The 25,547-nt window shown below is 63.7% G+C and carries 22 protein-coding genes and 1 pseudogene; 13 read left to right on the top strand and 10 right to left on the bottom strand.

Going from position 1 to position 25,547, the window contains the following annotated elements:
• The first annotated feature begins 51 nt into the window (after positions 1–51).
• Positions 52–2,073, top strand: coding sequence for an acyltransferase family protein (locus tag ACFVWT_RS18330; protein WP_174177447.1), 2,022 nt, complete (start codon positions 52–54; stop codon positions 2,071–2,073).
• 52 nt (positions 2,074–2,125) lie between these two features.
• Entirely contained in the window at positions 2,126–2,545 is a 420-nt protein-coding gene (locus ACFVWT_RS18325) for a hypothetical protein (protein WP_174177449.1), read from the top strand.
• A gap of 3 nt (positions 2,546–2,548) precedes the next feature.
• Here the strand turns inward: ACFVWT_RS18325 and ACFVWT_RS18320 are convergent, their stop codons facing one another.
• Entirely contained in the window at positions 2,549–2,932 is a 384-nt protein-coding gene (locus tag ACFVWT_RS18320; protein ID WP_174177451.1) for a MerR family transcriptional regulator, read from the bottom strand.
• Positions 2,933–3,120: 188 nt separating this feature from the next.
• On the opposite strand from ACFVWT_RS18320, the gene ACFVWT_RS18315 reads away from it, so the two are divergent.
• Positions 3,121–4,644 (top strand): SulP family inorganic anion transporter, encoded by a 1,524-nt coding sequence (locus ACFVWT_RS18315; RefSeq protein WP_174177453.1) that lies wholly within the window; start codon positions 3,121–3,123, stop codon positions 4,642–4,644.
• 208 nt (positions 4,645–4,852) lie between these two features.
• Here ACFVWT_RS18315 and ACFVWT_RS18310 read toward each other — a convergent pair whose 3' ends face one another.
• From ACFVWT_RS18310 to ACFVWT_RS18300, 3 genes are all read right to left on the bottom strand, one after another.
• A complete protein-coding gene (locus ACFVWT_RS18310) occupies positions 4,853–5,464 on the bottom strand; it encodes a recombinase family protein (protein WP_174177455.1) in 612 nt (203 codons plus the stop codon).
• Positions 5,465–5,696: 232 nt separating this feature from the next.
• Positions 5,697–6,323 carry a DUF3105 domain-containing protein gene (locus ACFVWT_RS18305; protein ID WP_316963966.1) on the bottom strand — a complete coding sequence of 209 codons (627 nt, stop codon included), beginning with the start codon at positions 6,321–6,323 and terminating at the stop codon, positions 5,697–5,699.
• Positions 6,324–6,392: 69 nt separating this feature from the next.
• Positions 6,393–7,580, bottom strand: a complete 1,188-nt coding sequence (locus ACFVWT_RS18300; protein ID WP_346958967.1) for a TDT family transporter — start codon at positions 7,578–7,580, stop codon at positions 6,393–6,395.
• Positions 7,581–7,686: 106 nt separating this feature from the next.
• Between ACFVWT_RS18300 and ACFVWT_RS18295 the strand changes: the two genes are divergently transcribed.
• From ACFVWT_RS18295 to ACFVWT_RS18280, 4 genes are all read left to right on the top strand, one after another.
• Positions 7,687–8,640 (top strand): LysR family transcriptional regulator, encoded by a 954-nt coding sequence (locus ACFVWT_RS18295; protein ID WP_316963964.1) that lies wholly within the window; start codon positions 7,687–7,689, stop codon positions 8,638–8,640.
• A 177-nt stretch (positions 8,641–8,817) separates the two neighbouring features.
• Positions 8,818–9,423, top strand: coding sequence for a recombinase family protein (locus ACFVWT_RS18290; protein WP_193594589.1), 606 nt, complete (start codon positions 8,818–8,820; stop codon positions 9,421–9,423).
• Positions 9,424–9,464: 41 nt separating this feature from the next.
• Positions 9,465–10,892: a Mu transposase C-terminal domain-containing protein gene (locus ACFVWT_RS18285; protein ID WP_193594590.1), complete on the top strand. Its 1,428-nt coding sequence runs from the start codon at positions 9,465–9,467 to the stop codon at positions 10,890–10,892.
• A complete protein-coding gene (locus tag ACFVWT_RS18280; protein WP_193594591.1) occupies positions 10,889–11,701 on the top strand; it encodes an AAA family ATPase in 813 nt (270 codons plus the stop codon). Before ACFVWT_RS18285 ends, ACFVWT_RS18280 begins: the two co-directional genes overlap by 4 nt.
• An 88-nt stretch (positions 11,702–11,789) precedes the next feature.
• Here ACFVWT_RS18280 and ACFVWT_RS18275 read toward each other — a convergent pair whose 3' ends face one another.
• The 3 genes from ACFVWT_RS18275 to ACFVWT_RS18265 are packed head-to-tail and all read right to left on the bottom strand — an operon-like array spanning position 11,790 to position 15,558.
• Positions 11,790–12,977: a TniQ family protein gene (locus tag ACFVWT_RS18275; RefSeq protein ID WP_306971292.1), complete on the bottom strand. Its 1,188-nt coding sequence runs from the start codon at positions 12,975–12,977 to the stop codon at positions 11,790–11,792.
• Entirely contained in the window at positions 12,974–13,828 is an 855-nt protein-coding gene (locus ACFVWT_RS18270) for a TniB family NTP-binding protein (RefSeq protein WP_174177599.1), read from the bottom strand. Before ACFVWT_RS18270 ends, ACFVWT_RS18275 begins: the two co-directional genes overlap by 4 nt.
• Before the next feature lie 56 nt (positions 13,829–13,884).
• A complete protein-coding gene (locus ACFVWT_RS18265; protein WP_174177459.1) occupies positions 13,885–15,558 on the bottom strand; it encodes a Mu transposase C-terminal domain-containing protein in 1,674 nt (557 codons plus the stop codon).
• Positions 15,559–16,619: 1,061 nt separating this feature from the next.
• Here ACFVWT_RS18265 and istA point away from each other — a divergent pair.
• From istA to ACFVWT_RS18250, 3 genes are all read left to right on the top strand, one after another.
• Positions 16,620–18,149, top strand: a complete 1,530-nt coding sequence (gene istA / locus ACFVWT_RS18260) for an IS21 family transposase (RefSeq protein WP_390250320.1) — start codon at positions 16,620–16,622, stop codon at positions 18,147–18,149.
• On the top strand, positions 18,146–18,934 hold the full coding sequence (istB, locus tag ACFVWT_RS18255; protein ID WP_390250318.1) for an IS21-like element helper ATPase IstB: 789 nt from the start codon (positions 18,146–18,148) through the stop codon (positions 18,932–18,934). Before istA ends, istB begins: the two co-directional genes overlap by 4 nt.
• Positions 18,935–19,127: 193 nt before the next feature.
• Positions 19,128–19,739, top strand: coding sequence for a hypothetical protein (locus tag ACFVWT_RS18250; RefSeq protein ID WP_390250316.1), 612 nt, complete (start codon positions 19,128–19,130; stop codon positions 19,737–19,739).
• A 193-nt stretch (positions 19,740–19,932) separates the two neighbouring features.
• Here ACFVWT_RS18250 and ACFVWT_RS18245 read toward each other — a convergent pair whose 3' ends face one another.
• Both ACFVWT_RS18245 and ACFVWT_RS18240 read right to left on the bottom strand, forming a co-directional pair.
• The gene (locus tag ACFVWT_RS18245) at positions 19,933–20,694 is read right to left on the bottom strand and encodes a hypothetical protein (RefSeq protein WP_390250314.1); all 762 of its coding nucleotides are present in this window, start codon (positions 20,692–20,694) and stop codon (positions 19,933–19,935) included.
• Positions 20,695–21,150: 456 nt separating this feature from the next.
• Entirely contained in the window at positions 21,151–21,525 is a 375-nt protein-coding gene (locus tag ACFVWT_RS18240) for a hypothetical protein (protein ID WP_390250312.1), read from the bottom strand.
• 242 nt (positions 21,526–21,767) lie between these two features.
• Here ACFVWT_RS18240 and ACFVWT_RS18235 point away from each other — a divergent pair, with 242 nt between their 5' ends.
• The 3 genes from ACFVWT_RS18235 to ACFVWT_RS18225 all read left to right on the top strand — a co-directional run bounded on the left by ACFVWT_RS18235 (position 21,768) and on the right by ACFVWT_RS18225 (position 23,877).
• Entirely contained in the window at positions 21,768–22,499 is a 732-nt protein-coding gene (locus ACFVWT_RS18235; protein WP_390250310.1) for a hypothetical protein, read from the top strand.
• Between the two features lie 695 nt (positions 22,500–23,194).
• On the top strand, positions 23,195–23,599 hold the full coding sequence (locus ACFVWT_RS18230) for a VOC family protein (protein ID WP_390250308.1): 405 nt from the start codon (positions 23,195–23,197) through the stop codon (positions 23,597–23,599).
• Positions 23,596–23,877 carry a winged helix-turn-helix transcriptional regulator gene (locus ACFVWT_RS18225; protein ID WP_390250306.1) on the top strand — a complete coding sequence of 94 codons (282 nt, stop codon included), beginning with the start codon at positions 23,596–23,598 and terminating at the stop codon, positions 23,875–23,877. Before ACFVWT_RS18230 ends, ACFVWT_RS18225 begins: the two co-directional genes overlap by 4 nt.
• A gap of 90 nt (positions 23,878–23,967) precedes the next feature.
• Here the strand turns inward: ACFVWT_RS18225 and ACFVWT_RS18220 are convergent.
• Positions 23,968–25,010: pseudogene (locus ACFVWT_RS18220) on the bottom strand (IS110 family transposase); the annotation flags it as partial.
• Between the last annotated feature and the right edge of the window lie 537 nt (positions 25,011–25,547).

Below are 25,547 nucleotides of genomic sequence, written 5' to 3'. Positions count from 1 at the left end.
CCCACCGGACCCTGCAGGAGTATTTTGCCGACCCCCACGCACAGAACGCTCATGGCTGAACCTCAGTCCGGAACGCGGTTCCGGCCCGAAGTTCAGGGCCTGCGCGCGGTCGCGCTGCTCATCGTGGTGCTCTATCACGTCTGGTTCGGCCGGGTGTCCGGCGGGGTGGATGTGTTCCTGCTGGTCTCGGCATTCCTCCTCACCCTGTCATTCGCGGAGCGTGTGCGCTCGGGTGAGCCGTTCAGGCTGCGGCGGTACTGGGCGAGGATCTTCAGCCGGCTGCTCCCGCCCGCCGCGATCGTGCTGCTGGCCACCGTCGCGGCGGGGGCGGCGTTCTTTCCCCAAGTCCGTTGGGCGGAGCTGATTGAACACGCCTGGGCGTCCCTGTTCTATGTACAGAACTGGGCGATGGCTTTCGGTGCCGTGGACTACCAGGCTGCGCAGGCAGCAACAGCCAGTCCCTTCCAGCACTTCTGGTCAATGTCCATCCAGGGCCAGGTGTTCATCTTGTGGCCCCTCCTGCTGCTGGGCGTCCACGCCGCGGCCCGGCGGACGGGCTTGTCGTTCCGCGCTCTCGCCGCCGTCCTGTTCGGCGTGATCTTTGCACTCTCCCTGGCCTTTTCAATCCACCAGACAGCCACCAACCAGTCCTTTGCCTACTTCGACACCCGCACCCGCCTCTGGGAATTCGCCCTCGGCTCCTTGCTGGCCCTGGTACTGCCGTACCTCCGCCCGGGAAAGCCGGCCCGGATCGTGCTGGGCTGGGCCGGGCTGGCCGCGATCCTGTTCTGCGGGGCAGTGATCCAGGTGGACAACCAGTTCCCGGGATGGGCCGCCCTCATCCCCACCCTCGGCGCAGCCATGGTCATCACCGCCGGCAATACAGGACACCGTTTCGGGGCTGACCGGCTCCTGACCGCCGCGCCGGTCCGGAAACTCGGGGGAATCTCCTACGCCCTTTACCTGTGGCACTGGTCGGTCCTGATCACCTACCTGGTCCTGACCCAGGAAGCCGGAGTCACCGCAGCTGCCGGCGCTTTCATCATCGGCGCCTCGGGCATCCTGGCCTGGCTGACCACCCGGCTGGTGGAGCGCCCGCTGCGCTCGTGGGGCTGGATGCACCGGCGTAAACGCCGCAGCGCCGCCCTGACCATCGCCCTGGCCATCGGCGTCGCAATCCCGCTCGGGGCATGGGAAACGCGCATCGGACTCACCGAACGCCAACTCCGCGTGCAGGCCGAGCAGCTGAACCTGAACCCCGGCGCCGCTGTACTGGAGCCCGGACATACCGGCCAGGACCTTCCCGACGCCCCGCTCATCCCGGCCGAAACCGCACTGGATGATGAATGGGGCAACGCCGGCCCCTCCTGCACCCCCGGCTACGCCCCCGGGCATCCGGCCCTGGAATCCTGCCAGCAGATCGAACCGGACACCGAAGCCACAAAAACCGTTGTGGTGATCGGCGACTCGCATGCACAACAGCTCATGCCGGCCCTGGTCCCCACCGCGCAGGAGCACAACTGGCGGATGATTTCCCTGCTCAAGAACGCCTGCCGGTACGGCGCCCAGTCACCCGAACGCGACACCGAATGCAACGAGCGCAACGATGCAGCCCGGGACTACGTCCTTGACCTGGCCCCCGACGCCGTCATCACCCACGGCACCCTCAGCTACGAGGACGAACCCAGGGAAGGACTCGTCCCCGCCTATGAGCAAGGCATCCGGCCCTTCCTTGATGCCGGCATCGAAGTCGCAGCCGTACGCGACAACCCGCGGTTCCCGTTCCACATGTTCGCCTGCGTGGGCCTGCACGGCCAGGACTCCCACCAGTGCAACCCCGCCAGGGACGAGGTCCTGCTCGAGGTGAACCCGCTGGAGGAGCTGGCCACCCGCGAACCCCTCCTGCACTCCGTGGACCTCACCAACAGCATCTGCACAGACACGACATGCCCGGCGGTCATGGGCAATGTCTACGTCTACCGGGACCACGACCACCTCAACAAAACCTACGTCGAAACCATGACCCCGGCCGTGAAGCGCACTTTATTGGCCGCCACGGGCTGGGGCGGCTGACCGGCTGCCATGTCAAGAGAATTTCCATCACTAACGAGCCCGGGAGCGTATCGTGACACCGTTTGAGGCCCTACCCCACAGCAGCAACCTGCTGGACATCCGCGGCGCGGCAGCAGCCGCCGGGGTCTCCGCCGAATCAGTCCATCACCTGGTCACCCTAAGGATCATCAAAGCCCTCGAAGAAGACCCCGAGCACGGGCCCTTGTTCGGTGTTGAACAGATCCCGGTACTGGAAATTCTCAGCGCGATGAGCGTGCTCAACTTCCGGATCGAGGACATGCGCGACATGGTCCGGGTCATAGATACCCTCGGACAGCAGCCGGCCTCGGAACTCGCCGCACGGTACCGCCTGCGGCTCGGGCTGTTCACCGAAGCGCTGCAGCACAGGCCTGTCGTGACAACGGAGCAGCAGGTATCAAAAAACCATCTGATCCATGCGCTCACCACCCGTTACACCTGGCTGAGCAGCTAGGGCCTAACTGTTCTTGCCCATCCGTTCAATGAACTCATCAGCCTGGGACAGGTTCCGTGCGATCTTTGCGCGCTGGCTTTTCGCCCGTTCCATGAATTCCGCGAGCTTCTCCCGGCCAGCCCCCTCTGCGGCCCCGGATTCCAGGGCGGAGAGGATGTCCAGGATCTCCGCCATCTCCTCAAGAGAGAATCCCAGGGGCTTCATCTGTTTGATCAGTGTCAGCCGCTCGACATCGTTCTCGGCATAGACCCTGAACCCACCCTCGGTGCGTCCCGTGGCGGGCAGAAGCCCGACCTCGTCATAGTGGCGGATAGTCCTCAGGGACAGCCCGGTCCTTTCAGCCAGTTCACCAATATGCATGGTGCGGCTGCTGATCCGTTCCGTCATGAATGACCTCCTGCGTTGCCCGGCCTAAACTCTACCACCACGTTAGGGTAGACTTGGGGGAAATGGGTGTAGACGTCCAAGCCTAGTTGCTGGTGTTCTCATTCACGGCGCTCCGGTGCGCCCCCAGTTTCCCCTGAACAGTCGAAGCCGCTCCCGCGCGTCTTCTTGAGCCTGAAACGGAGCCAGCATTGGCCGTTAAACCAGCCACGGATGCCCCGGCATTCACGCCCGAGCAGCTTCAGTCTGTCCGGGAAACCCTCAAATCCCCCAGACGGCTCAAGACCGAAGTCCTCGCCGGCCTCGTCGTCGCCCTGGCCCTGATCCCCGAAGCGATCGCCTTCTCGATCATCGCCGGCGTCGATCCTCGCCTGGGACTCTTCGCCTCCTTCACCATGGCCGTCACCATCGCCTTCGTCGGCGGACGCCCGGCCATGATCTCCGCCGCCACCGGCGCTATCGCCCTGGTGATCGCCCCGCTGGTGAAGTCCCACGGCGTGGACTACTTCATCGCCGCCGTCATCCTCGCCGGCATCTTCCAGATCATCCTGGGCCTGTCCGGGGTGGCCAAGCTCATGCGCTTCATCCCCCGCTCTGTCATGGTGGGCTTCGTCAACGCCCTGGCCATCCTGATCTTCATGTCCCAGGTCCCCGAACTGCTCGGCGTCCCGTGGCTGGTCTACCCGCTGGTGGCGCTGGCCCTGGTCATTGTCTTCGGACTGCCCAAACTGACCAACGTCGTTCCCGCCCCGCTGGTCGCCATCGTGGTCCTGACCCTCATCACCGTCCTGGCCTCCATCGTGGTCCCCACCGTAGGCGACAAGGGCGACCTGCCCGAATCACTGCCGTCACTGTTCATCCCCAACGTGCCGTTCACACTGGAGACCCTGCAGGTACTCTTCCCGTTCGCGCTTGCCATGGCCTTCGTGGGGCTCCTGGAATCCCTGATGACCGCCAAGCTGGTCGATGACGTCACGGACACCCGCTCCCACAAAACCCGGGAGGCCTGGGGCCAGGGCGTGGCCAACATCATTACCGGTTTTACCGGCGGCATGGGCGGTTGCGCCATGATCGGCCAGACCATGATCAACGTCAAAGCCTCCGGCGCCCGCACACGCATATCGACCTTCCTTGCCGGCGTTTTCCTGCTGATCCTGGTGGTGGCGCTCGGAGGCGTAGTCTCGGTCATCCCCATGGCCGCCCTCGTCGCAGTGATGATCTTCGTATCCTGGGCCACCTTCGACTGGCACAGCATCCACCCCCGCACCCTGAAGATGATGCCCAAGAGCGAAACCCTGGTCATGGTCGCCACCGTCATCGTCACCGTCGCCACCCACAACCTGGCCATCGGCGTCGGCGTCGGCGTCCTCGTGGCCATGGTGATGTTCGCCCGCCGCGTGGCCCACTTCGTCACCGTCGAACGCACCGTCAAGACCGTGGACGGCCACGAAACCGCCACCTACGTAGTGGACGGCGAACTGTTCTTCGCCTCCTCCAACGACCTCTACACCCAGTTCGAATACGCCCACGATCCGGAACACGTGATCATCGATATGCACGCCTCCCACCTCTGGGACGCCTCCACCATCGCAGCCCTGGACGCCATCACCGAGAAATACCACCACCACGGCAAGGACGTGAAGATCATCGGCCTCAACGATGCCAGCATCCTCATGCGCGAACGCCTCGGCGGGAAACTCGGCGCAGGCCACTAGCCAACCGCCACGAATGACTGAAGGACCCTGACCGAATCCGGTCAGGGTCCTTTTCGTCGCTGCAGCGGCCCCATGAAGACCAGCGAAGGCGGACATGGCCCGAATGAATCCGCAAAACCTGTGCACCTGGGATTTTGAACCTGTGCACTCGACCCCAGGCAAAAGGATTCACTCAGCATTGCCGCCGCCAGCGACCGCCGCCCCGCTTCTACCGATTGAGAAGCTTCTCGCCATCGGGGCGCAGATCTCCGGTCGGCGATACGTGCCGGTACAGGGTCTGGCGGGTGATCCCGAGCTCGGTGCAAAGTTCACCGACATTAGTGCCGGCCTTGCCCATCGAGGCCATGGCCAGCCGCAGCTTCGCTGGGGTCATCTTGTAGGGACGTCCGCCGTTGCGGCCGCGGGCCCGTGCCGAGGCGAGCCCGGCGAGGGTGCGTTCGGAGATAAGTTCGCGTTCGAATTCGGCAAGGGCGGCGAAGATCCCGAAGACGAGCTTTCCGGAGGCGGTCGTGGTGTCGATAGCCGCCCCCTGCCCGGTGAGGACCTTGAGCCCGATGCCACGCTCGGTCAGGTCGTGGACGATGTTGACCAGGTGGCGCAGGTCCCGGCCCAGCCGGTCGAGCTTCCACACCACCAGAGTGTCGCCGTGTCGCAGGGCTTTCAGGCAGGCGGCCAGGTGGGGCCGGTCATCCTTTTTCCCGGAGGCCATGTCCTCGTAAAGCGAAGTCTGTTCGATACCGGCGGCCAGGAGTGCGTCCCGCTGCAGGTCCGTGGTTTGGGAACCGTCGGCTTTCGAGACGCGCATGTATCCGACCAGCACCCGACTTCTCCTCTGTCATTTATACGTTCGTTTAAGTGACGGCAAAAGTCTGAATCCGCCTGAGTCCGAATTGCGTCACTTAACCTGTGACTTTTAGTCGGAGTTGGCGGTTAAATCGCAGTTTAGATTGGCGGTTTGTCGTCCCGCCCGGGAGCCATCAACGGGTGAGCGGCAGATCATGGGACAGCGCGCGTTGGGGGCTGACCGGTCGAGCGGCGGTATGTCTCCTGATTTATCCGTTGACTCCGCCGCTGCAGGTCTCGCCGGGTTCGGGTGTCTGCGGACCCTGCTGAAATGCTTTGATGAATGCGAACAGCCGCGGATCTGCCGGGTCTGTGACGCTTAGTTGTTTTCCCCAGGCGGTTGCTTCGATGAGGGATCCCTGTCCGGGAAAGGGACTGACCAACACGTGGCTCTGGTTGGTTGCAAGCCGGGCGAGTTTGGCGATGTCATCGGCGGGAAGCCCGGGTTGGTAGCTGATCCAGACGGCACCGTGTTCAAGGGAGTGCACTGCCCGGGTTTCCTGCACGGGCCGGTCGTAGGCTCCGCAGTTCGTCCACACCGGTGAGTGGTCTCCGCCGACGCCGGGACGTTGCGGATAGGTCACCGCGGTCTGGACGTGGTTCCTGCTCAGGCCGGCATAGCTGATGACTCCTTCGATCATGGTCGGGCCCTTCTCTGCTGACGGGGTCGGTTGACCGCTGCCGTTTGCGGTGAGCCCGTAGGTGAGCGCGCCGGCTGCGAGGAGGAGTGGCACGCCGACGGCGATCAATGGCCGCTGCAATCGGGCGGGCGACCTGGACCCTTTTGTGTTGGTGGGTGAGCGTTGCTGTGAACCGGGTGTTGTCCGGGGTTTCATGAGGCCACCTTCGGGCGCTGTTAACGGTTGCTTGTTTGCGTGACGGGTTGCTGGTCCGCTGCGGCCCGCCTACGGTGCGGTCGTTGCGGGCTTCTGGAAGAGGGTGCCTTCGAGGATGCTGCCGTGGAAGGTCCGCGCGACGACGATGATCCACGCGGCGACCAGCAGGGTGTAGCCTGCGACGGCCATTGCGTCGAACACGGCGAGGTGGGTGTGGGCGGCGAGGCCGGTCAGGCCGGTGACGCAGGTTCCGATGGGGAAGGTGAAGGACCACCAGGTCAGGGAGAACGGCAGGCCCTGACGGGCGGTGCGGATCGTGATGGCGGTTGCGAGGGCGGCCCACATGAGCGCGAAGCCCAGAACCGGCACCCCGTACAAGACGCCGAAGGCTTCCATCGCACGGGCCAGGGTCCCGGACACGGCGAGGTGGGCGTTCCCGCCCAGGAGGTTCGCGGCGGTGATGGATTGGCCCAGCGGGCCCAGCACGATCCACAAGGTGGGCACTGCCGCGGCGGCCCCGATCTTATGCCCGGCGAGGCGGTTCCAGATCAGTGTGGTGATGATGATGGAGGCCAGCAGGCTCAGTCCGAACATCGCGTAGCAGCCCATCAGCAGGGTCAGGCGTGCTTGCCCGGCCGGGACGTAGGGCAGCAGCAGGGCCCCGGTGGAGGCCGAAACCATGGGCGGGACGACGGGCATAAGCCAGCCGCCGAACGCACTGTCCTGTGTGACCTGGTGCCGGCTGAACTGCAGGTACGGGACAGCGACGGCGCTGGCCAGCCCCAGCAGGGTCCCGGCGATCCAGAGCACCGTATCGATGCCGAGTGCCAGCTGTTCGCCCAGGACGTCTTTGCCCAGCAGCAGGGTACCGGCGCCGACGGTGAGCAGCGCCATGGGCGGTGCGCCGTAGAAGTGCGCCATCACCGGATGGCTGTGGTGGCTTCGGGCGGTTTCCCGGTGCCGGATCCAGTGCACCCCGGTCGCGGCACTCAGCAGGATCAGCAGCAGGGACGCCAGAGCCCAGACGACGGTGGCGCCAGTGCGCAGGCCGGGAAACTGCAGGGGCAGCGTCGCGGCGGCGGTCGCGACGATCCCGGTACCCATGATGGAGGCGAACCAGTTCGGGGTCAGGTTCGCGAACAGCTCCGAGGGCCTATCCAGACGGCGCAGGACGCGCCGGCCCCCGGTGCGGCCGCCCCGGGTCTGTGCCGGTGGTGTGGAGTGGTGTTCGTCGGCGGTCAGCAGCAGAGATTCCATACCTTCCATGCTCCCGGACCGGGACCTGCCGCAGTAGGGGGCATACACTTGTCAGGGTACAAGCCGGACTTGTACCACATGTGACGTTTCTGAAGGAGATTCCCCGATGCTCAGCCCCCGGATACCGGATCTCTCCGCCCTGGAAATGCTCGCCGCGGTCCATGATCTGGGATCCCTCTCCGCCGCCGGGAAACACCTTGGACTGTCCCAGCAGGCTGTCTCCTCCCGGATGCGTTCCCTGGAGTCCCAGATCGGATCCGCCCTGCTGACCCGGACACCGCGGGGATCCACCCTGACAGAATCAGGTGCACTGGTCGCAGGGTGGGCGGCGGAGGTCCTCGCAGCCGCGGAACGCCTGGACGCCGGAATCGCCTCGCTCCGATCCGACACCGCCCGGCAACTAAAGGTCGCGGCCAGCCAGACCATCGCCGAACACCTGCTGCCGCTCTGGCTGGTCGCGCTGCGCCGCCAGCAGGAGAGCCTCGGACTCGTCCCCACCGTCGTGGAGCTGACGGTGAACAACAGTGAAGCCACCGTAGCCCTGGTCCGATCCGGTCAGGCAGCCATCGGCTTCATCGAAAGCCCGCACCTTCCCCCGGACCTGAGCGCAGCGGCGGTACAGAACGATGACATGGTCGTGGTCGTCGCCCCGGACCACCCCTGGGCCCGGCGCCGGACCCCCGTCACAGCAGCCGAACTGGCTACAACCGCGCTGGTCGCCCGGGAACACGGCAGCGGAACCCGGGACGCCCTCGAACACCTGCTCACCACCGCAGGGGCCCCGCCCCTGGCAGATCCGCTGGTGGAACTCTCCACGACAGCTGCCGTCCGCTCCGCCATCGCAGCCGGCACAGCCCCCGGAGTACTCAGCGCACTGGCCGTCCGCGACGACCTCGCCCTGCAACGGCTCATCGCCGTTCCCGTCCGCGGGCTACCCCTGCGCCGCACCCTGACCGCCCTTTGGCAGACCGGCCCCACACCACCGCCCGGCCCGGCCCGTGACCTGGCAGCCATCGCCGCCAGAGCTGTCCCGGGAGCCGGCACCCGCCGTAAGTCATGAAACCAGGCGACTTCGCGAAGTAGGGAGGTTCGGCTGCCTAAAACGACCGTATTTGCTACAACCCAGCCGACTCATTGAAGAGGTTCAATGCACCCCCGAATTTTGTAGCGGAACTTAGTGCCGAATTCTATGTGCCGGTTCTTCTGCTGGTTGACGGGTATTGGTACATTTGGGCGCATGGGACATCTGTTGGGCTACGCCCGGGTATCGACCGGGGACCAAGACGCGGCTCTGCAGCAGGACGCGTTGAAGGCGGCCGGCTGCTACCGCATCTTCACGGACACGGCTTCCGGGTCTCTGGAGTCCCGGCCGGAACTGACCAAGGTTCTGGATCAGCTGCGGCCCGGGGACACTTTGGTTGTGTGGCGGCTGGACCGGCTTGGCCGGTCTATCCGACATCTGATTGACCAGCTCGCCGATCTCCAGGAGCGTGGCATCGGGTTCCGGTCCCTGCAGGAGGCGATCGATACAACTTCCTCGGGCGGACGTCTCGTCTTCCATGTGTTCGCGGCGCTGGCGGAGTTCGAACGGGACCTGATCCGTGAGCGGACTAGCGCAGGGCTTCAGGCGGCACGGGCGCGCGGGCGCGTTGGCGGCCGGCCCCCGTTGCTGACCAAGGACAAGCTCCGGACCGCCCGCCGGATGTATGAGCAAAAGGACATGACGGTCGAGAAGATCGGCGAGGTTCTGGGCGTCAGCCGGACCACCGTCTACCGGGCACTCCGGCGCGAACCGGCCCCTGCCGTGCCGCGGCGCCGTTCAGGGCAGAAAACAGTCCGGTGACGGCCGGAGGCAGCGGTACCCTCACCGGTAACACTGCCTCCATGCCTGACCAGACAGCGTTGGTGCGCTGGCGAATCCTTCGCCGGCATATCGAAGACGGCGTGCCCCTTACTGCCCTTGCTGAGCACGAAGGCATCGGACTTCGGACACTGCAGCGCTGGCACGCGGCCCACAAACGCAACGGCATCGCCGGACTGGCTAGTGCAAACCGAGGGACCACCCGACGCAGGAGCACCTCCGAGCTGGTCGCACTCGTCGAAGGGCTGGCTTTGGTGAACCCGCCCCTATCTGTGGCTGCCATCGCCCGCAAAGCCAACCGCGTCGCCGCCGACCACGGCTGGCCACCCCTCTCCTACAGCACCGTCCGCTCCATCATTGCGGGCGTTGACCCCGGCATGAAGACACTCGCCCAGCTGGGAACGGCCGCTTACCGTGACACCTATGAATTGGCATGGCGGCACCGGGCCGAGGGGCCGAACGCGATCTGGCAGGCCGACCACACCGAACTGGACATCCTCGTGCTGAACGCGAACATGAAACCGGCGCGCCCTTGGCTCACCACCATCGTGGACGATTACTCCCGAGCGATCTGCGGCTACACCATCTTCCTCGGGGCGCCATCGGCCCTGAACACCGCATTGGCACTGCGGCAGGCCATCTGGCCCAAAGCCGGCACAGGGTGGCCGATGTGCGGGATCCCCGACGTTCTCTACGTTGACCACGGCTCAGACTTCACCAGCAACCACCTCACCCAGACGGCGAAGGACCTCCACTTCGAAATCACCTACTCAACAGTCGCCAGACCCCAGGGACGCGGAAAAATTGAACGCTTCTTCGGCACCGTCAATACGGAGCTGCTGGCCGAACTGCCCGGACACCTGACCCGCGGCTACACGCCGCCCGCGCCGGTGCTGACCCTCAAAGAGCTGGATGCCGCCATCGGCCGCTTCATCATCGAGGACTATCACCAGCGGAAGCATCCAGAGATCAAGGCGACCCCGCACCAAGCCTGGGTAGGGGACGGCTGGCTGCCCCGGCTCCCGGCAACCATGGACGAACTGAACCTGCTCCTGTTGACCGTTGCCAAACCGCGGATCGTCCACCGCGACGGCGTGCACTTCCAAGGACTCAGGTACGTCTCCCCACTGCTGGCCGCCTACGTCCGCGAACCCGTCATTGTCCGCTACGACCCCCGGGACATCACAGAGATCCGCATCTTCCACAAGAACCAGTTCATTTGCAAAGCCGTAGACCCCGACCACGAAACCTCAACCCTCACCCTCAAGGACATCCAGGCCGCACGCTCGGCCAGACGCCGCGAACTGCGCGGACAAATAAACCAGCGCATCGCCGTCGTGGCCCGGCACTTACCGGATTTAGCGTCACCGAAGCCAGCTTCGGCGCCGCCCTCTGTCGAGCAACCCACGAAGCGCCCAAAGCTACGCACATACCTGGAGGATGACCTGTGACCACGCAAAGCTTCATCGCCACCAAAGAGCACCGCCGGTTTGTGGAGTTCGCGGACGCGGTGCGCCGCCAGCACACGATCGGCATCTGCTACGGGCAGGCCGGAATCGGAAAGACCCTCTCCGCCAGACGCTATGCCAACTGGCACAAGGCACAGAAGCTACTGGAGGAGTGGGGACCCCGGGAAGAATCCGATCACCAGGTCTACGCCGCACTCTCCCGCTCCCGCACCGTCTTCTACACCCCCGCCGTGCTCACCACCCCCAAACAGATACACGCGGACATCGAGCACACCAGCACACGCGTGTCGATCTGCGTGGACCAACACCTGTCAGACATCGGCAAGGGGACAGGGCCCCACACCCGCGTCAATAAATATGTCGAGCTGCTCATTATTGACGAATCAGAACGCCTCAACGCCACAGCCCTTGAACTGTTGCGCGACCGCTACGACCGCGACAACGTAGCCCTGATCCTCATCGGCATGCCCGGGATCGAAAAATGGTTCAGCCGCTACCCCCAGCTCTACAGCCGTGTCGGATTCGCCCACGAATACCGGCCCCTCGAACAGGAAGAACTGCATTTCGTCCTGCAGCGCCGCTGGCACAAGCTAGGGCAAGCCTTGGACCCTGACGACTTCACTGACGCCCAGGCCATTGCCGCCGTCGCCCGCATAACCAGGGGAAACTTCCGCCTCATCGACCGGCTCTTCATACAGGTCGAGCGCGTCATGAAAATCAACGAGCTCAACACCATCACCGACGACGTCATCGAAGCTGCACGCTCAACACTCGTCATCGGAATCACCTAAACCGCCAAACCGACCTGCAGAAAAGCCGCCATTCCGAACTAACAGTCACACTTAACCCGTGATTTATTCTACGTCAGTCAAAGGGTGGTCATCCTTCTGTTTGTGACAGAAAGTTGAGGGGTATCTGAAGCTCGGCGAAGGTGTCCCGAAGACCGCGCAGAGATTCTTCACTGCGGCACCCGTAGCGTGCGAAGTCGAAGAGGTGCTTCGCGACCACGGGATCCGTCTTGGCTGCTTCGATGCACGAGTCCAAGGTAGCCGTCGCCTGGTTCCAGAGTTCATCCAGTGTCGGCCGCTTCTGCACGCCGTCGGCGCCTATCAGTGATCCTGGTGGGGTTCCATCGCTGATCGCGGTGTCCGGTTCGGGGCGCAGCAGGTGCCCGGAGGTACCCCGGGCGGTCAGGGAGCCGTCCTCGATCAGTTCCATCGCCGCGGCGGCCGCTTCGAGCAGTTGCTGCTGGACGGTCCAGTTCAGGGTCTCGAACGGTTGCCATGAATGCAGGCCAGCCCGGAACGGGTGGCCGCAGTGTTCCCAGACACGGCGCACGTCATCCAGCTGCCTCCCGTAACGTCCCTGAGCTGTGCTGAGTTCGTCCAGGAGGGTCCGCAGCAGCCGGAACCAGACGCCGGCGTTAACCGGATACCGGGGAAGGTCAACGGATCCTGTTGTTATCGCCTGCCAGGTCCGCCGGTCCATGATGGACAACGAGTCCGGAAGCGCCCGCTGGTCATAGGCGGGAGCTGTCCACATGATGTAGTCCGCCGGGTGTCCTTCATAGGTCTCGAGCCGGCGCCGGTGGACCGTGCAGCTGGCCATGACCGGCACTTGCCAGAAGAGCAGCAGCGTCGAGCCGGACTCCAGGCATTCACGGCATCCCCGCTTCGCCGCGGTTTCCGAGAGCCACGGCAGCCACTTTCGCGGAGCATAAATATTTCGCCGCCCGGGCGACAGGAGCAGCGAGAACTGGTGCACGTAGGTTTCGTATGTATCGGGTGCAGGGGTGAGGGTGTCGAAGAGCCATGGCACCCATCCGGACATGGTCATGGCGCTGACGCGGTGTTGATCGAGCCCGCTGCGCTTGGCGAGCACTTCGAGCAGGTGCACCGGCGGGTCCAGGTCCAGCTCGGCGTCGCGAAGTTCCTGCTGGCCAAGTCCGTGTTCGAGCAGTTCGTAGGAGTACATGCTGTAGCTGGCGGCGATCCGCCGCATCCATGAGGACAACGATTCCGTTTCTGCAGGCGCGGGGTGCAAGGGCCAGCGCTCCGGCGGTCTCACCTGAGCTCGCGTTCGAACTTCCGGCGCCGGATGCTGGGGCCGTCGTATTCGGCAAGCGTCAGCGTCCGGTGATTGATGGATTCCTCACCGCTGTCCACAGCGGCCACTGCGGCTTCGGTCAGGAGCAATGTAAGTTCCCCGATGGTGCCCTCACTCCGGGTAAGGAGGTAACGGGCCATATCATCGGTCGCCAGATTCGAGTGCTGATGAAGCGGGAAAGATGAGGCGAAGCTGGCCAGCAGCGACGACAGGTCGGCGTTGGCCTCCCACAAAGGCAGCGTGACGGGCTCAAACCGGTTTTCGAGCTGATCATCGGAACGGATGGCCAGATAGGCCTCACGGGTTCCTACCCCCACCAGCGGGATCCGCAGCTCGTTCCCCAGGAAGCGCAGCAGGTTCAAGAATTCACGCCGGACGTCGGCCCGGCCGGCCAGCACGTTGTGCAGTTCGTCAATTACCAAGATCCGCACTCCCACGCGGCGGAGCACGGCAAGGGTGAGCTGTTCCAGGTCAGCGACGCGTCGGCGCGGTACCGTGGGCGCGCCGAGTGCGGCGAGTACGGCCGTGTAAAACCGCGGGATGGACGGTTCGGAGGGCATCTGGACGCACAGTACGGGGATGTGCTCCTGGTCGTCGTCCGAGTGCGCAGGGTGCTGGCGTCGGAACCGTTCGATGATCATGGACTTGCCGTTGTTGGTCGGTCCGATCAGCAGGAGGTTAGGCATGCGTTGTTTGCCGGGCCAGTCATAGAGCGTTTCTAGCCGGGTGAGGGTCTGGACGGCCAAGGGGTAGCCGATCCAGCGGTCCGCCCGGATGCGCCGGATTCGTTCCTCCGCCGGCAGCCGGGCCATGGTCTGGGCCCAGGGCTGGAGATGGGAGAGATCCGGGGGCGGGTAGTCATCGCTGGTCACCACTGCTCCACCTCTTCAAAAGGACGGGCAGTCGCCGCGTCACGGTCGGGCGGAGGCATTTCATCAGGCGGAGCCGACGCTTCCGCCACGGATTCGGAGGCCTGCAAGTGGCGCCTTCGCTGCAGGTCCCGGCGTGATCTGCGGGTTGCCCGTTGCGCCGCGGCGGCAATTTCGCGCATTTGATCGATCGTGCGGAACAGTGCTTCCTCATTGACCTGATCGTGTCCCTGCTGACGGAGTCGCACCAGTGCCTGCCGATGCTCCCACAAGGTGACCGCAGGGTGGGAAATGGTGCGGTACGGGACTTCCACATATGCCGTCCCTTCCGGTTCCAGCACCCAGACCCTGCTAATGTCGCGCGGGTCCCGCCTGATGACGAACTTCTCGTCCCGGTCCCGCCGTGCGATCCAGGGTTTGAGCGCGTTTGCGAAGTAATGGACATGGTCGATGACGAAACCGGTGCGGGTGATTTGGCGCCGGATGACCGGCAGAAAATCGATGAGAAATGCTGCCGGGTGGGAGACCACGGGCTGCTCACCGAACTCTCTTACGCCCCCGTCCCAGCGCCCGGCGGGTGTCTGGTTCAGGGATGTGTGGATGCTGCCGTGGTAGCTGGCGACCGCTAAGGTCAGCCAGCGTTCGAGCTCCGTAAGCGTCAGGGCGGACATTTTGTCGGCATCGTAACCGCCACGTTGTCCCGGGTTCGAGAAGGTCGTCCCCGGCAGTTCATGGACCCGCTGCATCACCGTTCCGATGATGCGCTCCACTATGCCGCCGTAGTGCGGGCGCCCAAGTGGCCGGTAGCTGAGCTTAATGCCGTGCTGTTCGCAACCGCGGCGCAACGCTTCGCTCTTGAATTCCGAAGCGTTGTCCAGGAACAAAACCTTGGGCTTACCGCTCATTGGCCAGGCCGCGTCCACACCCAAGGCTTCGATCCACGGCCGCTTGTCGCAGGCCATGTGTGCGATGCACAAGCCCACCGAAACCGCAGACGGCGCCTCCAAAGTCACAACCATTCCCAGGATGCACCGGCTGTAACCATCGATAGCAACCGTCAGGTAGGGCCTACCGATAGGCTGCCGGTCCCGGTCATCGACGACAATCAAGTCAATCACGGTGTGGTCGATCTGGACCTGGTCCAACGGAGCCATGATCTCCGGCACCGTCCCGCCGGCCGACTGCAAGGGCCGGGCGGCGTCGCTACCCTCCCGGCTGCGCGTGACTTCCACCGGATGCAGCGCCTCAATCCGGATGGCAACAGTGTTCCTTGCCGGCCCCGTCAATCCCAGCGTCTTGCACTCACGCACAATTTGGCGGTGCACGACCGCGAGAGACGGCTTTTGCTTCGTCAGGTAAGTCCTCCGGATGACTTCCCTGATCACGGCTTCCACAGGTTCCGACAGCCGCCTGCCTCCCCGGCCGCCAGCGGAGCGACCCGGGGCAAGATCCGTCAGCAGACCCGTACCCTTCCGGTGTCGGCCGATCAGGATGTAGACCTGCCGCCGCGACAATCCCAACTCTTCGGCCGCGCTGTCCGCCGCGCCGTGAGTGACCGTGGCCAGGGCTGCCAAAGGCGCGATTACCTCGTCCTGCCGGCGTAGGCGCTCCCACGCCCTATCCGACATACCCAGCACCCCCCGCTCGAGGATCTGCGGGTCATCCGATGTCATTACGGGCGCTGACGGTGCAGACGACTCTTGACCATGATTCAGGCTAGTGCAGACGACTTCTGATGAAAATGCCGGCAGTGCACGCTACTTCTGACAAGGGGTTGTCAACAGTCCCGTGCACCGGGACCATACTTCCCCATGAAGGGGTGCAGACGTCTTCTGAAAACGACAGGAAGTGGCTGCTAGCTTCCCCCGTACGGTGATCGACCGGCTTTCGGGACAGCTTGTACGGGCGGGTATGCGAGAAATGTTTCGTACTGTTTCGTGGGTGGTGGGCCCGCCCGGGTGCCCGGAAGGGTACCTCGGGTGTTTCCGGCCGTTTCTCGATCCCCGTTCCGGCTGTGGCCCGGAACGTCCCGAAGCTTGAGCGGACCGAGAAGCCTGCAGAACTGTGGGGCGACAAACATCCTCCTGTTGCCGCAACCGGTTATGCTGAGCCATCGTTGGGGTGAATTGTTTCGTGCGGCCCCGAGGGGAATACTCACAGCACCGAAGACATGCCCACAGGCAATGAGATGCTTTGTTTACCTTCGCAGTACTGCTGCTAATTTCGTTGGCCTTTGGCGCCCTGGCCCTAATTTTCGTTCCCGTGATTCGTGCAAGAGAATTCGACAAGAAACACATTCCAACACGCAACTGGGTTATTGCGGGAATCCTTTTGGCTACGGCGGTAGGTCTTAGCCTCGCACTGCCGGCACTGAATTTGTAGCTGGACGCTACTTGCCCCTACTGCCAATTCGCGACGATGGTTTTGAGCCTCTCGCTCGCAGCCTGTTGCTACGCTTCCAAGCCCAGGTCGGCGATGACCTTGCGTATCGTGCGATACGGTGCCAATTTTCGGCCCGGTCGGGATTGATTCACGACTGTTAGCGGCCGTGAAAAACTGCCCATAGGCGGCCACGAAAGTGCCCGCTGGCGGCCAGCAGAATTGCCCGCCGGTGGCCATGAGATCTGCCCACTTCCTTACTGAACCGACCGCGTCCTTATGCGGTGGGGGCCTCTCCCTGGGGTTTGATGACGGTGTCTAAGCGCACCAAAAGCGAACCAGGAAGAGGCCCTGTATGAAGTCTGACGGAGAAATCATGGAAATTCTTGCTGCCTACGATCTGACCGGGTCGTTGCGCGCCACCGCGGAGCTCACGGGCTGCTCGCACCACACCGTTGCCAAACACGTTCAGGCCAGGGACGCGGGCCGGCCGATCGGCGAACCAGCGGCCCGGGGCCGGGTCACGGACGCGTTCCTGCCCAAGATTGAGGAATGGATCGAAACCTCCAAAGGCCGGATCCGTGCCGATAGGGCTCACGAGAAGCTCCTCGCCCTGGGCTACGAGGGCTCGGAACGGTCCACCCGCCGGGCGATCGCGCAGGTCAAAGCAGCGTGGCGGCTGGGCCATACCCGCGTCCACCGGCCCTGGATCACCGAGCCGGGCATGTGGCTGCAGTACGACTTCGGCGACGGGCCCCGGATCGGCGGGGTGAAGACGATCCTGTTCGTGGCCTGGCTGGCGTTTTCCCGCTTCCGGATCGTGATCCCGCTCAGGGACCGGACCGCGCCGAGCGTCTTCGCGGCCCTGGACCGGTGCTTCCGGATCCTCGGCGGCGCACCGACCTACGTGCTCACCGACAACGAAAAGACCGTGACCACGGCCCATGTTGCCGGTGTCCCGGTCAGGAACCAGCAGACCCTGGACTTCGCCCGGCACTACGGGATCACCGTGCTGACCTGCCAGCCCGCAGACCCGGCCACCAAGGGCGGGGTCGAAGCGTCGGTGAAACTCGCCAAGGCCGACCTCGTCCCCAAGGACACCAACCTCCGCGGCGAGTACGGCACCTTCGCGGAACTCGAGGCCGCCTGCCAGGCGTTCATGGATGAAGTGAACAACCGTGAGCACCGGGTGACGCGGCGCAAACCTGCGGCCATGCTCGCCGAGGAAGCCCCGCGGTTGCACCGGATCCCGGATGCCGCCCACACGGTCGCGTTCGGGCTGGCCCGCACGGTCCCGGAAAACACCCCGATGGTCACCTTCGAAAACGCCCAGTACTCGGTCCCTGCGCATTTGCTCGGGGCCCGGGTGTTCGTGCGCACCCACGGCACCGGACCGGACGAGCAGGTCATCATCGTCCACCACGGCACCGCCGGTCCGGTCGAGGTCGCCCGCCATGACCGGGCGCGGCCCGGCAGCCCCGCCATCAACGATGACCACTTTCCCGGAGCCAGGGCAAAGCTCCCTGGCGATTATGAGGTCAGGGCCCGCAGCGCGGACGAGGCCGCGTTCCTGGCCATCGGCGAAGGCGCCCGGACCTGGCTGCTGGAAGCCGCCGCGGCCGGAACGGCACGGATGAACGTGAAAATGGCTGAAGCCGTCACGCTGGCCAAAATCGCCGGCACCGACCAGGTCGACCGCGCCCTGGGCGACGCCGCCCTGCACGGCCGCTTCGCGCACCCGGACCTCGCCTCGATCCTGAACGCCAACATCCGCCGCACCACCACGCACGCCGCCAACGAGTCGACTTCGCTGACCCAGGGAACCGGTGCCTGGGCCGCAATCGGCAACCCCGCCCTGAAGACCACGCCGGAGGACGCCCGATGAGCCCCGTCACCACCACCAACACCGCGGCCCCGCCGCTGCCGGCGGACCTCGAGGCCCTGATGCGGTCCCTGAAAATGCCCCACGCGCGGGCCCTGGCCCCGGACCTGATCGCGACCGCCCGCGCCCAACGCTGGGAACCGGTCGAGATCATCAAAGCCCTCTTCACCGAAGAGGCCGCCGGACGGGCCCGGTCCATGCTCGCCTCCCGCCGCAAAGCCGCAGGCTTCCCGACCGGGAAAACCTTCGACGCCTGGGACCCGGCAGCGTCCTCCATCCCGGCACCGACCCAGCAGGCGCTGCGGACCCTGGAATGGATCACCCGCAGGGAGAACCTGGTCCTCTGCGGGCCCTCCGGCACCGGAAAAACCTTCTTCCTCGAAGCCCTCGGCCAGCAGGCCGTCGAAGCCGGGATGCGCGTCGCCTGGTTCCGGCTCGAAGACCTCGGCGTCCTCATCCGCGCGCACCGCACCGACGACAGCGTCACCCGCGCCGTCGCCCGGATCCTGCGCGCCGAGCTCGTGGTCATCGATGACATCGGCCTCTTACCGGTGGCCACGGACGCCGCCGAAGGCCTCTACCGGGTCGTCGACGCAGCCTACGAAAAACGCTCCGTCGCGATCAGCTCCAACCTTCACCCGGCCGGGTTCGACGAACTCATGCCCAAAACCCTCGCCACAGCCACCGTGGACCGGCTCCTGCACCACGCCCACGTCTGCCAGACCAGCGGCGATTCCGTCCGCCTCACCCAGGCCCTCGCCGGAAAAGGAGTCACCCGACTAAACTGACCAACCCAAACGATGGCCAACCTCGCCGAAACCAATCAGTGGGCAGATCTGTTGGCCATCACCGGGCAGTTTCACTGGCCACCAGCGGGCACATCAACTGACCGCCCATGGGCAGAACCTAATGGCCATTGACACACGACCACGCAGTACGGAGATGCCCACGAAGGCTGTGGAGTCGTGAGACCGTCTGGGTATGACTGAATCAGTGTTCATTGCGTCTCTTGCTCTGGTATTCACTATCAGCTCTTTTTACTGGCTGCAGGCGCGTCGTGGGCGTCTAAAACTATATCCAGTGGTCACGTTCAGCGGGTACATCACCAAGACCCGAATGGTCCTGCGAATCCCCGTGATCCTCTTCAACTCAGGCGCCCGTCCAAGAGTGGTGACAGCGCTTCGTCTGGTTGCCACAGATGAACGCGGCAAAGAGGTCATTTTGGAATGCCAGTCGTTCAGGAAGACCATCGATCCCAGAGCAGAAGACATGGACGATATGGCACACGCCTACGCAATACCCGCTCGGCAGGTCGTTACCAAGCATGCCCACTTTGCAATGGATGCGATGCCAGTCTTCACCCAATCAGTGCCGTTCCAAGTGCAGGCAATGGTGGACGGGAGAACCACTTGGCGCAAGCTTGGAGTCGCAAAAATGCACACCGAGATTATGTACACGTCCAGCTACATCACCTACAGCAACAACCCCGGGGTGTGGCCGCCCAATCTGGTCCACGACGCCGAGCTATATCGTGGTCTGCTGTTCGGGGCGGAAAAGATGCCGATAGATTCCCATGGAAACCCCATTCACTGAGGGTCTGGCTTGAGGGTCATCAGGCCGACCCCTGTGGCCTTAATGCTCCCTTATAACGAAACCGGGCCGTCAGAACCAGCGCCAGACGTCCCTCATGAGCCAAACCAAGACGGCGGCAACGGCGACGGGTGGTATTAAATACACCACCCAGTTATCGCGCATCCGCCGCTTGGCCATCCCGGCTCCCCTTCCGTCATGCGACCTCCGTTGGTTGCTCTTCCGTGCGGTAAAGGTTTTCGATGATGGTCCCGGCCTGGAGGGGGCTGATCTTGGGATACATCGTGCGCAGCTCCTTCACGGCCGCCTCGTGTCCGCGCTTGATATGGATGACTCTCAGCCAGCTAATCTGCAGCCCGGACAGGTGCACCCCGGCTTTTGAAAGCTGGCGGTGTTCGATGATGCGCCAGACGCTCACAGTCGCCTGGGCCAGGGCCAACACGACGATCAGTGGTGCAAAGGCGTAAGACTGCAGTGGATAGGAAAAGTACATGACTGGAACGAGAACCGAGAACAGCAGAGTGCCAGCGCCGAAGTTCTGCCATCTGAGCCAGTCCAGGTAACGTCCGGGACGCAGTGGCGGGATCTCCAAGAGCGCCGCCTCTTCCGCCGGTACCACTGAAAAGGCAGCCGACGCCAGAACCAGGCCGGCCATCCACAAGTACGGTTGGGCAGGATCTGCGAGCTCAGGCACGGGCATGGACAGAAGACTGGAAGCGAAGAAGGCCAGAGGAAGAATCCCTAGAAGGGCATCCGCTGCCTGCACGCGCATAAGGACCATGGGCTCAGTCCGGCGATTCCAGGACAGGATGACGACGCCCCGGACCAAGGCAAAGATGGCCAAGAAAAACGACAGCCCGATCCTCATGCCACTCTCCAGCCCATTCGAAATTATGGCGGCATGCCATATGCCGAGACACCCGGCAACCACCAAAGCACCGCCGACGATCACGGCCACTCGTTTAGGCTTGCTAACCACCCGCATCGACGGTCGCCTCCTCGCAGGGTGTGACCCTGTGAGATCATCGAACGCCCGCGCTTCGCCAGTGTCAACGATTACCTCTCAAGATCCCGGAAAGCACCGACGGCCGCCGCGAGTCTTCCTCAGCCAACAAGGCTGCAGGATAATTCGTGAACCCCACTGCCTTCCCGTGGGAATGCCCGCAAGGGGTCGCTATCCCTCGGGCCGCGCATTCTTCGCGGTTACTGGGTCCGGTGCATGAGACGGCCCCTTTTCGGCCCGGTCAGGGTTGGGCTCACGATCCCCACCTGGGCACAATGCGCCAATGGCTTCCGTTGTCTGGGCCATGCTCCGCGACGGCACCACCTACACGCCAGTCCCGGCCGAGGACAACCACGGGCCGCCTGACGAGTCAACACCCCGGACCGGAGCGCAACGCTCTGTTCAGCGACTTCAGGTACTAAGAATGTTCCGAGCAAGTTCGACGAGAAGTGCCATTTTTCGCTGTGATTCCTCTTTGAAAACCGGGTTTATTCTTGCATCGAGATACCAGCCGAGCCGGTCATAGGCATGAACAACCGCCTCAGTACCCGTGGTCGTCTCCTTGAACGTGACGGTCATTCCCACTGGAATGCTCCTTCGGCCCCACGGCAGCATCGTGCCCCATAAACGAACAGGAAAGTTCGATCCCTCACGCACGGAGACCGAGGCGCCTTCGTTGCGCGGGTTGTAGCCCGCAGCCCTCAATCCCGCCATCAGGACCGCAATCGATTCTGGCGCTGTCGTTCGGACTGGAATTGATTCGTTTAGCTCGTAGATGCTCTCCATCGGGATCCCCTTGTCTCGGCACAGTCACATTGCACGGATCGACACATCCCTGAACCGCGGTGGTACTGCGAATCCTAACGGGCCGTACAACGAACATGCAGCTTCTGTTCGGGCAAAAAGCCGTCCGCTTAAGGTTCGGTTGAACGGACTGGAGAACCGCCAGCCCAAGCTGAGATTGACTTACGGAACGGCCGCTCTCGGTGTTCGTTGACAAGTGGACGAAGGCTCGCTGACAGTGGTCCATGGACACATCGGCGCGGGATAGAAGGATTCGGATCGGCGCGGGACTGGTCATGGCCGGACTCGCCGTCACGTCGGTAATCATTGTTCTGGTTTCCGCCCCGGACCCCATATCTGACATGGTTCCGATCATCGTCGCCAGTGTCCAAGCGCTCCTTACTCTCGTCCTCGTAGCGTGGCTTGCCTCCGGCAAACGCGGCACGGCGGACCTGGTTCCGGTTCCCGGCATCTGGAGGAGAATCTTTCTCCTCATAACTGTTCTACTCGGCGTTTTGCAGATTGTGTGGCAGCTGATCGATGATCCCCGCCACCTGGTGCTAGCCGCGTCATGGCCCAACTTGATAGGCATAGCAATCATGCTGCAGTTCGGGCCCGGCCGGCATCACTTCCAGAACGAGGAGCAATGGTTCACCGCTTTGTCCCCCCAAGACGCGGTGGAAGCCATGGCCCGGGTGTTCGGCCAGCCCGGATTGACCACGAAAATCACGGGTTCGGACGTTTGGGTGGAAATCAGCGGCCAGTGGCAGGGCCAATGGCGCCACCACGACGCTGCCAGACACCTGAAGGTACGGCCCCACATCCGTTTCGTCGTTGATGCCACCGACAACGGAACCCGGGTTACCGCGTTCAGCCGCGAAATTCAGCTGGGGATGTACGACGTGTTGAAGCTCGCGGACGAAATGAGCGAATCCGGGGTGGCTCTGGCCAGACAAGCGACCGGAACGTCCGCATGAAAAGCACCCCTTGCGGCCCGTTGAGGGTAGCTTTCCTCTCGCTGGCTCTTCCTCGCCGTTCTTGTCACTCACGCGCCCGTCGAGCCGATATTCGGCCCGGTCAGGGTTCGCCTTCAGGACTCGCAGAATCCTTGGGATTTGAGGCGCAGAGGTTGTGAGACGCGTGGCTTGGCCGGTGAGCTCGGTTTCGACGGGGCTTTCTTGGACGCCTCGCAGGACGCAGGGATAAAATGGGAGAGATCACGGAAGGGCTTCCCGGATGCGACGTCGATCAGAAGAATCAACCCGTACCATGTTCGGGTTCTTGCTCTTTACAGTGGTGTCCGTTCTCGTTTTGCTCCTAGCAATGGGTCACACTGGGATTGAGCTATTCTTCATGCTGGCCCTGATCCTCGCCCTCACCGGCATTCAAGGTCTAATCGACAAGTTTCTAGTCGATAAGTACCGGCAGTAACGCACTGCCAGACGCAGCGCATCGGTTGTCGCCCGCCAGCGCGCGGGTATGACCACACATCCGTTTGGACTAGGAGCGGTTCGGCTGTCCGTAAGCCATCCCTCTCTGCACCAATGCCCAACGGACGGTCTGGTCCCTATTACTCGCCCGTACCTCTGAACGTGCTCCTAGACGCCTGCAAGTTGTGGACCGCGCGGCCGAGATCTTGACGTCACACTTGCATTTTGCAAGTATGAGCTGCATGAGCCTTTTCATCACCTGCCCAGTCGAGAGCGTCGAGCGCGCGACAGCCTTCTATACCGCCCTCGGCTGGACCCTCAACGCCAAGATGTCCGATCACAACGTGTCGTGCTTCGAGATCGCGCCCGAGCAGTACGTCATGCTCGGCAGCCGCGAGATGTACGCGAGCGTCGGCGGCGCCGAGGAGCTGGTCGGCGGACCCGACACCCCATCGAAGGTCACGGTCTCATTCGACCTCGGCAGCCGCGAGGCGGTCGATGAGCTCACCGAACGCGCCGGCGCCGCCGGCGGGCGGATCGGTGACACCGACGACTACCCCTTCATGTACCAGCGCCAATTCGACGACCCCGATGGCTACCACTACTCGCCGTTTTGGATGAAGCCGGACGCCGATCCGACCGAGTGAGCAACCTCGCCGCGGCCCTCGATATCGTTGGAGCACGGTGGGCTTTGCTCATCGTGGAGCGCCTGCTCGACGGGCCCCAGCGCTACGGCGATCTGCAGCGCGACCTCGGAGTGCCGACGAACATTCTCGCGACCCGCCTGCGCGAGCTCGAGGCCGCCGGCGTACTGTCCCGCCTGCCCCTCCGGCACAACACCAGGGCCTACGCGCTGACCGATCGCGGGCTCGCCTTGCGCGAGGCGATCATCGCGCTAGCGCGCTGGGGCGGCGGTGAGGCCTAGGCGTGGCGCGGAATCGCGATACGCTCCGACGAGTTGGCTGGGCTCTGCCCCTGAAACACGTGGGCCGGCTGGATCCGTAGAGGCGTAAAGGGTGTTGAGCTGACGGTAGAGGGTTCGGGCAAGGTAGCGCTTGAGGGATCTTCGGATTTCGCGGTAGCTACGGCCTTCTTGGGTGCGTTTGGCGACGTACTCCCGCGTTCCAGGGTGGTGAACCATCCGGGTCAGGGTGATGGTGTGCAGGGCACGATTAAGTCGCCGATCACCGCCCCTGTTGAGTCGGTGACGGACAGTGTTACCGCTTGAGGCCGGCAAGGGATTTACCCCTGCCAGTGACGCGAAGGCAGCTTCGCTGCGAACCCTTCCTGGATGCGACCAAGCAGTCAGGACGGCAGCGACTGAAACGGCTCCGGCGCCCACGACCTCCAGCAGCGGGGCGGCGGGACTTTGCTGAATTAGATCAGTCATGCGCTTCTGATTAGCGGCCAGCTGAGTGGTCACTTCGAGAACGCGGCGCGCCAACCGAACCGCTTCCTCGCGCGCGATCGCTAGTTCGATCTGCTCCTGCCGTTCCCGCCATCTGGTGATCGCCTTGATCTGGGCAGGAACCAGAGGCTTACGGGCGTCGACTCCAAGGTCATGTGCCCGGAGGAGTGCGATGAGTGCATTTACATTCATTGTTCGTTCCCGCGTCAGTTGATCCCGGGCTGCACTCAGGATCCTGAGTCCGGCACGGGTTCCTTCGTCCCGTCGCGGAACCCGGAGTTGGCACTCCTCCAAGCCCAGGACAGCGGCTCCGATGGCGGTGGCGTCCAATGGGTCCGATTTGCCCAGCCCCCGACGGCCTCGAGCGTTCATGCGTGGAGCTTCGGCGACGTCGTAACCGGCGTCCGTTACTGCCCGGCCAGACGGGCCCCATATGAGCCGATACCCTCAATAGCCCATAGACACCCCATATCACCGTCTGTTCGTCGGCCTACCCAGGCAAGTGCGCGTGAAATCCCTGTGGAGGTGGTTGGGAACTGCTCGCACGCGACCTGTCGCTTAGTGCCGGCCTCAATGATCGCGTACGTGTGGGTGCGGGCGTGACAGTCCACGCCGATGACGAACGGGCGGGTCTGCGCAACGATAGTCAACGCGGCCACGCTCCTTCCTTTCGAACGGACAAGACAGGCCGCAGCGCGACCGGCGCCGGACCTGGGAAGAGTCACTTCGAGGCAAAACTGTGATGAGCCACAACCTCAGCGGCTGGGCAAGCTTCTAATCAAGCCACCGACGTGGGACAGGTCAGCGCCGGCCGCTCCACCCAGCGCGGACAAATCGGGGGAAACGCACCCTCAAGGGCAATTGTTTTTTCGAGTCACGCGCCAGGCAGAACGACCGGCATCAACACTGCCAGCTAGTCCCAGACCAGCCACGTAAAGACTCACAGTTGTTTTTTGGCTGCTGGCGAAGCTTGCGGAGCTGTGCCCGTGGAGTCCCGTCTACCCGCAGGGCAAGACACGGAAAATCTTCGGAGGAAATCAGCGACGAAGGAGCGCCGGAGAAGAATTTCCGGGGTGCAGGCCCCGGAGGAACGGAGGGGCTAGAGGGGCCGGAGCGGGCACGTACAATCCGAAGGACAGCAGCCAAAAAACGTCGTAGACAAACAGGGCCGGGGTGTCCGGAGCTCT

This window comes from Arthrobacter sp. NPDC058288 (assembly GCF_042880995.1).
Taxonomy (GTDB): Bacteria; Actinomycetota; Actinomycetes; order Actinomycetales; family Micrococcaceae; genus Arthrobacter.
The sequence above is the reverse complement of the archived record's forward strand: the minus strand, read 5'-3'. Positions and strand labels throughout refer to the sequence as shown.